The organism is Streptomyces gelaticus (assembly GCF_014649535.1).
Lineage (GTDB): Bacteria > Actinomycetota > Actinomycetes > Streptomycetales > Streptomycetaceae > Streptomyces > Streptomyces gelaticus.
In genome coordinates this window covers 89,122-102,641 of sequence record NZ_BMTF01000020.1, presented here as the reverse complement: position 1 = coordinate 102,641, position 13,520 = coordinate 89,122, and the positions used below count along the sequence as shown (strand labels likewise).

Annotated in this window: 14 protein-coding genes; 11 read left to right on the top strand and 3 right to left on the bottom strand. The window is 71.2% G+C overall.

The features are described 5' to 3' along the window. Positions 1-23 precede the first annotated feature (23 nt). The gene (locus IE107_RS25480; protein WP_189546623.1) at positions 24-473 is read left to right on the top strand and encodes an FAD synthase family protein; all 450 of its coding nucleotides are present in this window, start codon (positions 24-26) and stop codon (positions 471-473) included. Here the strand turns inward: IE107_RS25480 and IE107_RS25475 are convergent. Beyond that, complete coding sequence (locus tag IE107_RS25475; protein WP_189546621.1) at positions 439-1,170, bottom strand: CDP-alcohol phosphatidyltransferase family protein; 732 nt, start codon at positions 1,168-1,170, stop codon at positions 439-441. The two genes, IE107_RS25480 and IE107_RS25475, sit on opposite strands and share 35 nt — an antisense overlap. 127 nt (positions 1,171-1,297) lie before the next feature. After that, entirely contained in the window at positions 1,298-2,017 is a 720-nt protein-coding gene (locus IE107_RS25470) for a ribonuclease H family protein (RefSeq protein ID WP_189546620.1), read from the bottom strand. 131 nt (positions 2,018-2,148) lie between these two features. Between IE107_RS25470 and IE107_RS25465 the strand changes: the two genes are divergently transcribed. Next, positions 2,149-2,340: a DUF6381 family protein gene (locus IE107_RS25465; RefSeq protein WP_189546618.1), complete on the top strand. Its 192-nt coding sequence runs from the start codon at positions 2,149-2,151 to the stop codon at positions 2,338-2,340. A 137-nt stretch (positions 2,341-2,477) separates the two neighbouring features. Here the strand turns inward: IE107_RS25465 and IE107_RS25460 are convergent, their stop codons facing one another. Then, on the bottom strand, positions 2,478-3,044 hold the full coding sequence (locus IE107_RS25460; protein WP_189546616.1) for a nucleoside deaminase: 567 nt from the start codon (positions 3,042-3,044) through the stop codon (positions 2,478-2,480). 109 nt (positions 3,045-3,153) lie between these two features. Here IE107_RS25460 and IE107_RS25455 point away from each other — a divergent pair, with 109 nt between their 5' ends. The 9 genes from IE107_RS25455 (at position 3,154) to IE107_RS25415 (ending at position 13,515) form a co-directional block, all read left to right on the top strand. After that, a complete protein-coding gene (locus IE107_RS25455; RefSeq protein ID WP_189546614.1) occupies positions 3,154-4,119 on the top strand; it encodes an antibiotic biosynthesis monooxygenase in 966 nt (321 codons plus the stop codon). A gap of 117 nt (positions 4,120-4,236) precedes the next feature. Further along, entirely contained in the window at positions 4,237-5,199 is a 963-nt protein-coding gene (locus IE107_RS25450; RefSeq protein ID WP_189546612.1) for a DUF6807 domain-containing protein, read from the top strand. Further along, a complete protein-coding gene (locus IE107_RS25445; protein ID WP_189546610.1) occupies positions 5,193-6,158 on the top strand; it encodes a D-2-hydroxyacid dehydrogenase in 966 nt (321 codons plus the stop codon). Before IE107_RS25450 ends, IE107_RS25445 begins: the two co-directional genes overlap by 7 nt. A gap of 12 nt (positions 6,159-6,170) precedes the next feature. Beyond that, positions 6,171-7,412, top strand: a complete 1,242-nt coding sequence (locus IE107_RS25440) for a mandelate racemase/muconate lactonizing enzyme family protein (protein ID WP_189546608.1) — start codon at positions 6,171-6,173, stop codon at positions 7,410-7,412. Between the two features lie 85 nt (positions 7,413-7,497). Beyond that, positions 7,498-8,568, top strand: coding sequence for a LacI family DNA-binding transcriptional regulator (locus IE107_RS25435; RefSeq protein WP_189546606.1), 1,071 nt, complete (start codon positions 7,498-7,500; stop codon positions 8,566-8,568). Between the two features lie 184 nt (positions 8,569-8,752). Further along, positions 8,753-9,925, top strand: a complete 1,173-nt coding sequence (locus IE107_RS25430) for a LacI family DNA-binding transcriptional regulator (RefSeq protein ID WP_189546604.1) — start codon at positions 8,753-8,755, stop codon at positions 9,923-9,925. Positions 9,926-9,939: 14 nt separating this feature from the next. Next, positions 9,940-11,574 (top strand): FAD-dependent oxidoreductase, encoded by a 1,635-nt coding sequence (locus IE107_RS25425; RefSeq protein ID WP_189546602.1) that lies wholly within the window; start codon positions 9,940-9,942, stop codon positions 11,572-11,574. Between the two features lie 103 nt (positions 11,575-11,677). Beyond that, positions 11,678-12,781, top strand: a complete 1,104-nt coding sequence (locus IE107_RS25420) for a Gfo/Idh/MocA family protein (RefSeq protein ID WP_268246614.1) — start codon at positions 11,678-11,680, stop codon at positions 12,779-12,781. Next, positions 12,778-13,515: a polysaccharide deacetylase family protein gene (locus tag IE107_RS25415; RefSeq protein WP_189546600.1), complete on the top strand. Its 738-nt coding sequence runs from the start codon at positions 12,778-12,780 to the stop codon at positions 13,513-13,515. The genes IE107_RS25420 and IE107_RS25415 overlap by 4 nt, the downstream gene beginning before the upstream one ends. Positions 13,516-13,520 lie beyond the last annotated feature (5 nt).

Genomic DNA, 13,520 nt, shown 5'->3' with positions numbered 1-13,520 from the left:
GTTCACCGTGGGGGAGAGAACGGATGGCACACAGGGTCGGCTACGCGCCGGGGGTCTACGACCTGTTCCATGTGGGGCACCTCAACATCCTGCGGCATGCCCGCAGTCAGTGCGACTACCTCGTCGCCGGGGTTGTCTCGGACGAGATGGCCGCGCTCGCCAAGGGCCACCGGCCGGTGATTCCGCTGCCGGAGCGGCTGGAGATCGTGCGCAGCGTGCGCTACGTGGACGCGGCGTTCGTCGAGACGGTGCCCGACAAGGTCGAGACCTGGCAGCAGGTCCGGTTCGACGTGATCTTCAAGGGGGACGACTGGCGGGACACGGAGCGGGGAAAACGGCTGGAACGCGACTTCGCCGAGGTCGGCGTGGAAGTCGTCTACTTCCCGTACACCGTGCACACGTCCAGCACCCAGCTCCGCCGGGCGCTGGAGACACTCGTCACTCCGCGGTCCGGAGCGCTCGGAGCTCCCTGAACCATTTGGCGAGAAACATCACCAGGAACACCGCGTGCACCAGCGCGAGCGCCGCGTAGCCGGTGCGGAACGCGGTGCGGTCGCCGAGGAGCAGGAACACCAGGCAGAACACTCCGTAATCGGCGGGCAGCAGGGCGAGGGCCCGCAGCCGCGAGACCGGGGCGGCGGCGCCGGTGTCCGTCGCGGTACGGGCGGCCGCCCTTCCCAGCTGTTCGCGCAGCAGCCCCGCGCAGAAGGTCAGCACGGCCGTGAACAGGAAGCCCAGCGGCAGGAGCAGCCAGCCCTCGCCGGGCAGTGCGGAGAACCGCCGGAACGAGATCAGCACGGCCGTGTGCACGAGGATCATCTTGGCGCAGTCCACGACATGGTCCAGCCACTCCCCGTCCGGACCGCCGCGGCCGGTGAGCCGCGCCAGCTGCCCGTCGGCCGAGTCGAGGGCGAAGCCGATGGCGAGACCGGCGTACACCGCGACCGCGAGCCCGGAGGACGGCCGGACGAGGGCCACCGAGGCGATGGCAGCAAAGGTGAACGCTGCGCTGATCAAGGTTACTTGATTGGGCGTCAGCCCGATCCGGTGCGCACCGGCCGCGAACACCCGGCCCGCCGGCCGGTTCACGTACCGCGAGTACAGCGACACCCCCTTGGCCGTCTTCTGCGCGTCGCGCAGCTCACGCAGAACCGTGCCCCTGCTTCCCATCCGCCCCCCAGCGTGCCGCCGTTGCCGTCGGAGCCGCATCATGGCACGCGGGCCCGGTCCCGCGCGGCCACTCGGCCGCTCCGGTCGGCGAGGGCGATCGCGACGGCGACGGCCGTGACGGTGCGTATCAGGCGGGTGCGGTGCGGCACTCCGGGTGGCCCCAGCCGTTGGGGTTCTTGGCGATCATGTCCTGGGCCGCATAGGGCTTTCCGCAGTGGCAGCGGCCGGCGAACCTGGCCCGGATGGTCCCACCGGAGCGGGCGGGGCGTGACGCGCCCCCGGATTTCTGCGTCGCCGTGCCACCGGCCTTCTTCGTCACCGCGCCGGCCCGCCGGCCCTCGGTCGCGCGGGCCGGCGCGGGCGTCGGCAACTGCGTGGCACCGTGCACGGTTCCGGCCGGACGCTGGGCCACCGCGGCCTCGCTGGCCGCCTGGTCGGCGAGCGCGTTGAGCGGGTCGCCGTCCACCTGGTGGGCGGGAACGTAGGTGAAGCGCACGCTCCGGCCGGTCAGCCGGGCATCGATGTCGACCACGAGCTCGCGGTTGGCCACCGGCTTTCCGGCCGAGGTCTTCCAGCCGTTGCGCTTCCACCCCGGCAGCCACTTGGTGACCGCGTTCATCGCGTACTGCGAGTCCATCCGCACCTCGATCGGAACGGACGGGTCCGTTGACTCCAACAGCTCACGCAGCGCGGTGAGTTCGGCGACATTGTTGGTGGCGGTCCCCAGCGGTCCCGCCTCCCAGCGCTCGGGCCGCCCCTGCGCGTCGGCCACGACCCATGCCCAGGCCGCAGGTCCCGGATTGCCCTTGGATGCCCCGTCACACGCGGCGATGATGCTTTCGTTCATGCCCCCGATCATGCCAGCGTCGCAGCACCTCCCTGGAGGCCATTACTCTGAGTGACGATTCGAGGTGCGGCGGCCCGACGGCGCTGGTTCTCTGATGGGGCCCGCTCTTCCCAACCGCACAAGGAGCGATGATGAGCGTTGCACGTGAATCCGGTGACCGTGCGCAGCAGCTGCGCGACAAGGCCCGGCACATGACCGAGGCCGCCGAGCGAACCACCGACCCTGAGCAGCGCCAGCGGCTCCAGGAGAAGGCCCGGAAGCTTCAGGAGCAGTGCGACCAGATGGGCACCACGGGCGGCGGAAACATCCGCCCGCCCAAGTAGCACCCCGGCTCACGCCGACGGCCGACGTCTTGCCGCTCTTCCATGAGTGTGCGGCAAGCCGTCGGCCGCCGTGCGGGGCCGGCTCCCCAGCCGACCCCGCACCCCCGGCCCCCGGCCCCCGGTCCTCGGTCACTGCTTCAGTAGGGGTGCTTGTTCGCCCTGTCCGCCCAGGCCCGGTAGGACGTGGTGCCCAGCTCGGGATGGATCTGTTCGAGCGTGATGCTGCGCCGGTCCGGCGGCCTGGCGAAGTCCTCGTACTGGAAGGCGTCGTCGAAACCGATCTCCTGAGTCGCCTTCCAGTCACAGCTGTAGTAGACGGTGCCGATGCGGGCCCAGTAGATGGCGCTCATGCACATCGGGCACGGGGCCCCGCTCGTGTAGATCGTGCATCCCTGCAGCATCCGGGCACGCTCCGGCTCGACATCGTGCGAGCCCTCGGGGCGCGGCACCAGTTTGAGCGTGTACCAGTCACGGTACGCTTCGGAGATGCTGGGCGCCTCGGGGTTGAAGAGCTGAACGGCCTTGCGGATGGCTTCGACCTCGCCGTGAGCGGTCGGATCGGCGGTGAGAAGCACACGATTCTGCCCGCGAGCGACGATCTCGTTTTCCTTGGTGATCACCGCGCCGAACGGCCCGCCCCAGCCCTCCTCGACGGACTCGGTGGCCAGCCGCACGGCTTCGGCCATGAATTCCTTGTGCCCCATCGCAGAACCCCTTCTTCGTCCGGCGCTCGCCCTCCTGGCACAACCACCTTTCAGTGACAAAAATGTCCCTGTTTGTCCGATAACTCCCTTTAGAACTAGACTACTCCGTATGAGTACCCGTGCAAGCCCCGACCCCGGTGGCAGCGCCACCGTCGTCATCTCCCAGAGAGTCCGGGCCGGCCGGAACGACGACTACAGACGTTGGCAGGAGAAGACCAACGAAGTCGTGCGGGACTTCGAGGGGTTCCAGGGGACGGAGATGCACTCACCGGCCTCCGGCGCCGAGAACGAGTGGGTCGTCATCTTCCGTTTCTCCCGTGTCGAGCAACTCAGGCACTGGCTGGAATCGGCGGAACGTCGGCAACTCCTCGAAGAGGGCGGTCCGTTGTTCGACGGGCCCGCCACGCAGGAAGTGCTTTCCGGCGGGACGCCGGCCGACGACGTCGTCACGGCAGTCGTTTCGCACGATGTACGGCCGGGGCACGAGCGGGACTTCCTGCACTGGCAGGACAAGATTCTCAAGGAGCAGGAGAAGCAGCCGGGCTTCATGGGGTCCGAGCTGTTCAGGCCGGTGAAGGGCATCCAGGACCGCTGGGTGGTGGCCTTCCGCTTCGACACCCGGCAACACCTGGACGAATGGCTCGACTCCGATGCCCGCCGACGGCTCATCGAGGAGGGGCGCGGCCATTTCGACTCCTACGACGTACGCAAGATCGGCTCGGCGTTCGGCGGCTGGTTCCGCTTCGGTGCGGGCCCGCAGGAGGGCGTGCCGCCCAACTGGAAACAGGCCATGTCCGTGGTGCTGGCGCTGTATCCGACGGTGATGATTCTGGAGCTGACGGCCGGCGACTGGTTCAAGGATCTCGGGGTGCCGGGATACATCGCACTGTTCCTCAGCAACGTACTGAGTGTCAGCATCCTGACCTGGCTGCTGATGCCGCTGGTCAATCGGGCACTCGCATTCTGGCTGCTGCCCGGCCGCGCGCGGTCCGTCCGTGTCCATGTGGCCGGGGCCGCTGTCGTGGCGGTGTGCTACCTGGCGATCATCACGGTCTTCGGCCTGACCACCGGTTGATTCCGGCGCACGCACCCACCGGCCCCGCGGACGCCCGAGAGTCCTTGTTGACTCGGCTCCGGCGAAGGCCCTAGGTTGCGGTAAGCGCTTTCCAGCCCCACTCAGGAGACTCGGGACATGAGCAGCCCACTGCGCATCACGCACGCCCACGGGGACCGGATCACGGTCACGGAGGAGCGCGGCGGCATCGACCTGATCAGCTACGTCTACCGCCCGGAAGCGGCCTGGGAAGCCCCCAAGCCGTACATCCACCCCATGCGCACCCTCACCGACAACGTTGTCACAGACTATCGGCCCAATGATCACCGCTGGCACAAGGGACTCCAGATGACGGCCTCCCACCTCTCCGGGCAGAACCTGTGGGGAGGCAACACCTATGTGCACGGCCAGGACTACCAGCCGTTGCCCGAGCGGGTCGGCTCGATGGCGCACATCGCATTCGACGAGGTCGCGGCGGACGCCGGGCGCGCGGTCATCGCGGAGCGGCTGAGCTGGCGCCACCACGACGGCACGCACTGGGCGGACGAGCTGCGCCGCGTCGAGCTGCACGACGTCGAGCACACCGGAACCGGCCCCGCCGCCACAGGCACGGACAACGGCGGCAGCTGGACGCTGACCTGGTCCAGCGCGATCACCAACCGGCGCGGAGAACCGCTGCTCTTCGGCAGCCCGACGACCCACGGCCGGGAGGCGGCCGGCTATACCGGCCTCTTCTGGCGCGGGCCGCGCGCCTTCCGCGGTGGCCGGATCCTCGGCCCGGACGGGGAAGGCCCGGAGCTGATGGGAACGCAGTCACCCTGGCTGGCCTACAGCGGCGAGCACGACGGCGCCGACGGGCACGCCACACTGATCTTCCGGCACGCACCGGAGAACGATCACACGGGAGCGGGCGGCACCCACCCGGCGCACTGGTTCGTCCGCAACGAACCCTTCGCCGCGGTCGCCCCCTCCTACGCGTTCCACGAGGAGCTGGAGCTCGCCCCGGGCGACACCCTCGCCCGCCGCTACCGGGTCACCGTCGCGGACGGGGAGTGGGACCGGGAGCGGATCACCGAGTACCTCGCGGAGCACCCGTGGTGACCCCGGACAAGGACAGTGACGGCCTGTACGTGGAGCTGCCGCTCGCCGATGCCGAGCGCGACCGGCTGAATGAACTCGGCCCCGGGCCCGTGTGGTTCGCCGAACCGGGAACCGCTTCGCAGACGGATGCCCGCGCCCTCGCCCAGGCCGGTACGGCGCTGGGCAATCCCCGCGCGGACTGGGTGGCGAGAGCGTCCCGGCTGAGGTGGCTGCAGCTCGCCTCGGTCGGGATCGACGAATATCTCGGGCTCGACTGGCCCGTCCTCGGCCGCCGGCTGACCGTGACCAACCTGGGTGATGTCTTCGCCGACCCGGTGGCGCAGTCCTGCCTGGCGGGAATCCTGGCGCTCCATCGCGGCATCGACCGGCTCTCCGGGCTGCGCGCCGAAGGCAGTTGGGCGAAGTCCGCCGTGCGGCCCCGGCTTCGTCTGCTGACCGGGGCCCGGGTGCTCGTGCTGGGCCGGGGGTCCATCGCGCGGCGGTTCGCCGAGCTGCTCGGCCCGTTCGGCTGCCCCGTCGTGCACTTCGCACGCGGATCCGGCGACATCCGTACCCTGGCCGAGCTCGATGAGCGACTCCCCCGATTCGACGTGGTGGTGGGGCTGCTGCCCGGGACGCCCGAGACGAGCGGACTGCTCGACGCACGGCGTCTGCGCCTGCTTCGGCCGGGGGCCGTTGTGGTGAACGCCGGGCGGGGATCGCTGGTGGACGAGAAGGCCCTGGTGTCCGAGCTGGCCTCCGGGCGGCTCGGCGGAGCGGTGCTGGACGTCACCGGGGAGGAACCGCTGCCCGCCGGTCACCCGCTGTGGACCTGCCCCGGTGTCGTCCTCACCCAGCACACCGCGGGTGGTTCCACCGGCGAGAGCGCCCGGGTCGTCGACCTCTTCGCTGACAACTGGCGTCGCTTCCATGACGGTTCACCGCTGCGCAACCCCGTGCAGTGGTCCAGAGGATTCTGAGGACGAGACATCATGTCCGAACCCCCTTCCCCGCACAACGATGCGCCGACCGGCGACGGAGTGCGCATCGCGGCGATCCGGCCGGTGCTGCTCAGCGCCCCCTACGCGGATCCGGAGAATCTGGAGGTGCGCCTGGCGCTGCCCACGGGGTGGCGCACGACCGGTCTGGTCGAGGTCACCCTGGAGGACGGCACGACCGGTCTCGGCGAGGGCTATCTCGCCGTCTTCGCGCCGCAGGTCTTCGTGTCGACGGTCGATCTGATCGCTCCCTACCTGGTCGGCCGCTCCGCCGGGGACCTGGCGGAGCGGTACCGGGACATGGTGCTCGTGACGGGTTACTGGAGTCTCCGGGGAGCGGCCCGCCATGTCGTCTCCGCCGTGGAGACGGCCCTGGTCGACGCCCTCGGAAAGCGGGCCGGCGTGCCCGCGTACGAGGTGCTGGGCGGCCGTCGCACGGACGCGATCCGGCTCTACGCCAGCGGGGGCGACTCGACCTCCCCCTCGGCGATGGCCGCCGAGATCGCAGACGTGGCGGCCCTCGGCATCGGCACCTTCAAGATCAGGGCGCGGGGACACGAGGCGGACAAGGCGGCGTGGACGCTGGAGCACGCGGCTGCGCAGGGCATCGGCATCGCCGTCGACATGGCGCAGAATCTGGCGGATCCGGGCCAGTCGGCAGCGGACACGCTGGCGTTCCTCGGCGCGGTCGGGGCCGCTACCCGGTGGCCGGTGCGCTTTCTCGAAGAGCCGCTGGGGCCTGCCCGGACCGCCGAGTACCCCGCCCTGCGACGGGCGGCTGGCTGTCCGGTGGCGGGCGGGGAGACCGTCACCACCGCACAGGAGCTGCTGGAGCGCATGGCGTCGGGGTACTACGACCTGGTGCAGCCGGACGCCACGGTCGTCGGAGGTCTGCACCAGACACTGGCCGTCTTCGCGGGCGCCGCGGAGCACGGGGTCGACGCGGTGGTGCACTGCTGGGGCAGCGCCGTGTGCCAGGCGGCCAACTACCACGCCGCCTTCGCCGGCGGCGGCCGCCTGGCCGAGTGGCCGATGCCCTGCTATCCGCTGCGGTCGGAGCTGCTGGTCGAGCCGTTCCGCCTGGCGGAAGGACGGCTGCTCCCCCCGCAGGCCCCGGGGCTCGGCATCCGGCTCACTGCGGAGACCGAGCGTCGGTACGCCTTCCGGGACGACGCCGTCTACCGCTGTGCGACCCCGATGCCGCCGGCCGTCCCGGGCCGGTGGCGCACGGGCTGATCTCATGGACGGGCGGGTGCCGGTGGCTGGTTTCCTAATGGCTTGCGCAATGGGAAAACGCTTTCAGTGCGGCTATCGTAGCCCTATGCAGAGCCAGGTCAATCGACGTTCCGCCCGTCCCCGCCCGTCGTCCGCCGTGACGCTCCAGCAGGTCGCGCAGGACGCCGGGGTCTCTCTCGCCACGGCTTCGCGCGTCCTCAGCGACAGCGACCGCAACGTCACCCAGGAGCTCCAGGAACGTGTCCTGGAGGCGGCCGCCCGGCTCCGCTACGTGTCCAACGCGCCGGCCCGCGCGCTCGTGCAGTCCACGACCTCGATCGTCGGCCTGGTCGTGCACGATGTGAACGACGCCTACTACTCCGCCATCGCGGCCGGTGTCATGGAGGTGGCCCGCGACCACAAGCTTCTGGTGATGCTGGCCGGAACCTTCCACGAACCCGGGCTCCAGGTGGAGTACGTGGCCCGGCTTCGGGCGCAGCGGGCCCGCGCCGTGATCCTCGCGGGATCGGGTTTCACCGGCGGGAGCCCCGCGCTCACCCAGGAGCTCGATGCCTTCACGGCACAGGGCGGCCGGGTCGCCGCGGTCGCGCACCAGGGCCTCGCCGTGGACACCATCGTGCCGGGCAACCGCGAAGGCGGCCGGGCCGTCGCCGAGCACCTGGCCGGGCTGGGGCACACCGAGATCGGCGTCATCTGCGGACCGCTGGCACTGGTCTCCGTACAGGACCGGCTGCACGGCTTCCTGGAGCGGGCCGCCGAGCTGGGGGTCGTGGTGACGGAACACCACCGGGTCGAGGCCGACTTCACCCGGGACGGCGGGCGGGCCGCAGCGGTGCGGCTGTTCCGCAGGTCGCCGGGGATCACCGCGCTGTTCGCGCTCAACGACGCCATGGCGCTGGGTGCCCTCGCGGCGCTCCGGGACGACCTCGGCAGGGGCGTCCCCTCCGACGTCTCCGTCGTAGGTTTCGACGATCTGCCGGTGGCCTGCGACGTCACGCCCGCACTGACCACCGTACGGCTGCCGCTGGAGGAGATCGGCCGCCGGGCGCTGCTGCTGGCCCTCGGTGACGCCACGGCTTCGCCGCGCACCCTCGACGTGCCTTCGCGCCTGGTGGTCCGGGCCAGCACGACACCGCCACCCCGCGTGACCGGCTGAGTTCCGGCCGGGCCGGGAAGGCCGCCCGGCGCACCGAATTGACGCGTTAAAGCGACACGACCCTGGCTTGACGCGCCAATTCACGGAGTCTTTTCGCTGCAACCCCCTTGAAATAACGCGTTAACCACCACCACACTGAGATCAACGCCGATTGACGCGTCAAATCCGAGAGGGTGGTGGCTGGATGGGTACGTCCGAGCCCAAGTACCAGCGCATCAAGGACGAGTTGCGGGCCGAGGTGGCGCGTGACGAGTACGAGGCCGGCGCCCCGTTCATCACGCAGAACCAGCTGCGCGAGCGGTTCGGGGTCAGCTCCACCACTGCCGTCCGGGCCCTCAACGACCTTGTCACCGAAGGGCTGTTGGTACGCCGCCGGGGCCGGGGGACCTTTGTCGCCGACCACGGGGACCGGACCGCCGAGCCGGTCGCGACTCACCGGTCCGGTGTGATCGCCTGCATCATCAGCGGTCAGGGACCGTACCAGTCCCAGGTGCTGCGCGGGATCGAGTCCGGCTGCTCGGAGCGCGGGCTGCGGCTGTTCTTCTCGGACTCCGCCGTCCACATGACCGACACCGGGCACGCCGATCACGGCGCGTCGCTGGCCCGCCAGGACCAGGCGCTGCGCCAGGCCGTCGAGGACCGGGTCGAGGGCATCATCCTGTACCCCGTCGAGAGCGCACCCGACGCCGGCCTCCTCGACGAGATCCGGCGCCTGCGCATCCCGATGGTCCTGGTCGACCGGTATTTCCCGGACCACGCCATCGACTCGGTCACCGCCGACAACTACGACGTCGGCTACCGCCTCACCGAGCATCTGCTGGCCGACGGCCACGAGCGGATCGCGACGCTCTGGGGCGAGACGCGGTGCACCAGCGTCCACGACCGGATGACCGGGCACAAGCAGGCGCTGCGCGCCCATGACCGGCCCCTGCTCCCCCAGTTGACCGCGCTGCGCTCGTACACCGCACTGCCCGAGGACGAGCGCAAGCAGCTGCTGACCGAGCTGCTCGGCTCGACCGAGCCGCCGACCGCCCTGCTGTGCGCGCACGGTTTCGCGGTCGCCACCGCCGCCGCCGATCTGGCCTCGCTCGGCATCGCCGTACCCGATGAGATCGTGCTGGCCGGCATGGACGACGCCGGCCCCTACGATCTGCTGCCGCTCACCAGCTTCGCCGCCCGGCTGCCCGCCAGGGAGATCGGCGGCCGGGCGGTCGAGCAGCTGGTCACCCGGATCGCGGAGCGCGCGGCGGGCGAGGACCCGTACCGCAGCGCCGAGCAGATCGTGCTTCCCGTCCGGATCCGGACGAGCGAGTCCGTGCCGGTCAGGCTCCGTACCGTCGCCGCCCGCCGGCCCTGAGGGAGGAGACTCCTGTGTTCGCCGCCCCCACCCCCCGTACCCGCGAACTCGGGACCGATGTGCTGGTGGTCGGTGCCGGTCTCGGTGGTCTCGCCACCGCGCTGACCGCCGTCCGGTTCGGACACCGCGTCGTGCTCACCGAGGCGGCCGACTGGCCCGGTGGCCTGTTCACCGCGCAGGCCGTACCGCTCGCCGACGGCCACCGGATCGAACTGGACCCCGTCTCCCCCGGCTACCGCGATCTGCGTGAGCGGATACGTGACTTCTACCGACGCAACTACCCGCTGTGCCCCGAGCCGTTCGCCGATGCGCTGCTCGACCCCGGCCTCAGTACCACCGGCCATCTCAGCCACGAGCCGCGCGCCGCGCTCGCGGTCGTCCAGGAACTCCTCACCCCGCACCTCGCCTCCGGCAGGCTCACCCTGCTGCTCGGCCACCGCCCGGTCGCGGCCGGGACGGACGGCGACCGGGTGACCTCGGTCGCCCTGGAGGCGGCGGACGGCGAGCCGCTGACGGTCAGCGCCTCCTACGTCGTCGACGCGACGGATCTGGGCGAACTGCTCGACCTCGCGGGCGTCGAGCACGTCATCGGCGCCGAGTCCCGTGAGGAGACCGGCGAGCCGCATGCGCCCGCCGTCGCCGATCCGCTGGACCAGCAGCCGGTCTCCTGGGTCTTCGCCCTGGACCACCGCCCCGGCGAGGACCACACCATCGACCGGCCGACCGGCTATGCCCGGTGGTCCGGGGGTTTCTCCTGGGACACCGCGGAACCGGGCGGCGGCCCCGCCCGCTCCGTGCCGCTGTTCCTGCACGAGCCGGACGACGCCCCGCACTGGGCCGCACCGCCCAACGACCGCTGGCACCAGCTGCGTGCGCTCGCCCGGAGCCGCTGTCTGCCCGGTACGTTCGACAGCGACATCACCCTGGTCGACTGGGAGCAGACCGCCTACGCGCGGCTGCCGCTCACCGGTTGCGGCGAGGAGGTACGTGCCGGGGCCGAGCGGGAGGCACGCGAGCAGGCCCTGTCGTTCCTGTACTGGATGCAGACGAGCGCGCCCCGGCACGACGGCGGCCAGGGCTATCCGGAGCTGCGGCTGCGGCCCGATGTCACGGGCACGGACGACGGCTTCGCCAAGGCGGCTCACGTACGCGAATCACGGCGCATCCGGGCCGAGTTCACCCTGCTGGAGCACCATCTGACCGTCGCGGCACGGGGCGGGGCGCCGGGTGCCGAGACCTTCACCGACAGTGTGGGCACCCTGCGGTCCCGGATCACCCTGCACCCCGGGACGCGCGGTGGGGCGGGGCTGGATCTGGAGTGCCTGCCGTTCCAGCTGCCGTTGGGCGCGCTGCTGCCCGTGCGGGTGGAGAATCTGCTCCCGGCCGGGCGGAACATCGGTGCCACACATCTCAGCGCACCCGCGCTCGGCGGGCACGCGGGCCAGTGGAGCATCGGTGAGGCCGTCGGCGCGCTGGTCTCGTACTGCCTGGAACACCGGCTGCCGCCGCGTGCGGTCCGCGGGAGCGAGTACCGGCTCGCCTCCTTCCAGGACCGGTTGAGCACCTCTCTGGGCCTCACCCTCGACTGGCCGGACCGGCTCCGCACCGGACCCGTGACCAGTGCCGGGGCGCTGTACGCCACCCTCTGACCCACCCCTTGCCCTCCCTTCGGGAGGGCACCTTTCCGACCTGCTGGAAAACGCTTACCAATACCGGCGCTCACGCCCTCAGCCTGGACGGCCCCCTGTGACTGTGATTCCTTATCGTGTACTGCTCGTCGGCGCGGGCAACATCGCCCGCGCCGTCCATATGCCGGCGTTCCTCGAACTGCCCGCGGACTTCACCGTGGTGGGCGCCGTCGATGCCGATCCCGCAGTCGCCCGCTCCTTCGCCACCGACTTCGCGCTCCCCCACCACTCCACCGATCTCGCCGCCTCACTGGGCGAGGTCCGTCCCGATCTCGTCGTCATCGCCTCGCCGCCCGTCGCCCACCGGGAACAGGTCGTCGCGGCGCTCGCGGCGGGGGCCTGGGTGTGGTGCGAGAAGCCGCCCGCGCTCAGTCTGGCGGAGTACGACGCCATGACCGCCGCCGAGGGCGAGCACGGCCCGTACGCCCCGATCGTCTTCCAGCACCGGTTCGGCTCGGGGGCCGAGCACGCCAGGGCGCTCATCGCCTCCGGTGAGCTGGGGGCGCCGCTGGTCGCCCACTGCCAGACCACCTGGTACCGCGACGACGCCTACTACGCGGTTCCCTGGCGCGGGAGGTGGGCCACCGAGGGTGCGGGCCCCGCCATGGGGCTCGGCATCCACCAGATCGACCTGTTGCTCGAACTGCTCGGTGACTGGACGGAGATCAGGGCCATGGCGGGCCGGCTGGCCCGTGACGTCGAGACCGACGACGTCACCACCGCCACCGTGCGCTTCGCCTCGGGCGCGCTGGCCACCGTGGTCAACAGCGCCCTCTCGCCGCGCCAGCTGAGCCATCTGCGGATCGATCTGCGGGACGCCACGATCGAGCTGAACCATCTCTACGGATACGGCAACGGCGACTGGACCTACACCCCGGCACCCGGTGTCGACCCCGGCCGGGCAGACGGCTGGAACTCCCCGGCCGAGGACGTCCCGAGCTCGCACAGCGCCCAGCTCCGCTCCCTGCTGGCCGACATGCGGGCGGGCCGGCGGCCCAGGGCGAGCGCCGGGGACGGCCGCCGCTCCCTGGAACTGATCACCGCGATGTACAAGGCAGCGCTCACCGGCCTCCCGGTCGGGGCCGGCGAGATCGTCCCGGGCGACCCCTTCTACACGGCACTGCACGGCTCCGTCCCCGGCTGGGCGCCACAGGAGTCCGGGCGATGACCGACCGCCCCGGGGCCAGCCCGGACAAGGGTGCCGACCGTGCCCTGCTGCTCACCTTCGACGACCGGCATGTGCGCGAATGGGCCGCGGCCGCACCGCTGTTCACCTCGTACGGCGCGCGTGTCACGTTCTTCGTCTGCGAGCCGGACCGGCTCGACCGGGACGAGGTGCGCTTGCTGCGCCGGCTCGCGGACGACGGCCACACCATCGGCTGCCACGGCCTGCGGCACGAGCGCGCGACCGACTTCGTCGCCGCGCACGGCGCGGGTGCCTATCTCGACCGTGAGGTGGTGCCCGCCCTCGACGGGCTGCGCCGCCACGGCTTTCCGTCGCGCAGCTTCGCGTATCCGTGCAGCGCCCGCGACGAGGGCACCGACCGGCTGCTCCTCACGCTCTTCGAGCGGCTGCGCGGCGGAGTGCCCGCCGACCGCCGGGCCGATCCGGCTCTCGCAGCCGAACTGCACGTCCCGGCCTGCGACATCTCCTCCCGACGGGTCCTGCTGGGCTGCTCGGTGGACTCCGGGCGCGGGACCGTCGCGTACGGGGACGATCTGACCGGCGTCGAGGCGGCGCTGCGCCGGACCGCCGAGCACGGCGGTGCCACCACGCTCTACGCCCACTGCGTCGCCGACGCCCACGAGGCCAACCACGTGACCCCGGCCCGGCTGGAGAAGCTGCTGGCCGTGGCCGACGGGATGTCACTGCCCTGCGTGGGCTTCGACGAGCTCTCGTGAACCAC

Excerpts from the sequence above, each read along its gene's own strand:
- IE107_RS25460 (WP_189546616.1), bottom strand. The coding sequence starts at position 3,044 with ATGGGGCACAAGGAATTCATGGCCGAAGCCGTGCGGCTGGCCACCGAG.
- IE107_RS25475 (WP_189546621.1), bottom strand. The coding sequence starts at position 1,170 with ATGGGAAGCAGGGGCACGGTTCTGCGTGAGCTGCGCGACGCGCAGAAG.
- IE107_RS25430 (WP_189546604.1), top strand. The coding sequence starts at position 8,753 with ATGGGTACGTCCGAGCCCAAGTACCAGCGCATCAAGGACGAGTTGCGG.
- IE107_RS25455 (WP_189546614.1), top strand. The coding sequence starts at position 3,154 with ATGAGTACCCGTGCAAGCCCCGACCCCGGTGGCAGCGCCACCGTCGTC.
- IE107_RS25480 (WP_189546623.1), top strand. The coding sequence starts at position 24 with ATGGCACACAGGGTCGGCTACGCGCCGGGGGTCTACGACCTGTTCCAT.
- IE107_RS25415 (WP_189546600.1), top strand. The coding sequence starts at position 12,778 with ATGACCGACCGCCCCGGGGCCAGCCCGGACAAGGGTGCCGACCGTGCC.
- IE107_RS25450 (WP_189546612.1), top strand. The coding sequence starts at position 4,237 with ATGAGCAGCCCACTGCGCATCACGCACGCCCACGGGGACCGGATCACG.
- IE107_RS25470 (WP_189546620.1), bottom strand. The coding sequence starts at position 2,017 with ATGAACGAAAGCATCATCGCCGCGTGTGACGGGGCATCCAAGGGCAAT.
- IE107_RS25465 (WP_189546618.1), top strand. The coding sequence starts at position 2,149 with ATGAGCGTTGCACGTGAATCCGGTGACCGTGCGCAGCAGCTGCGCGAC.
- IE107_RS25435 (WP_189546606.1), top strand. The coding sequence starts at position 7,498 with ATGCAGAGCCAGGTCAATCGACGTTCCGCCCGTCCCCGCCCGTCGTCC.
- IE107_RS25440 (WP_189546608.1), top strand. The coding sequence starts at position 6,171 with ATGTCCGAACCCCCTTCCCCGCACAACGATGCGCCGACCGGCGACGGA.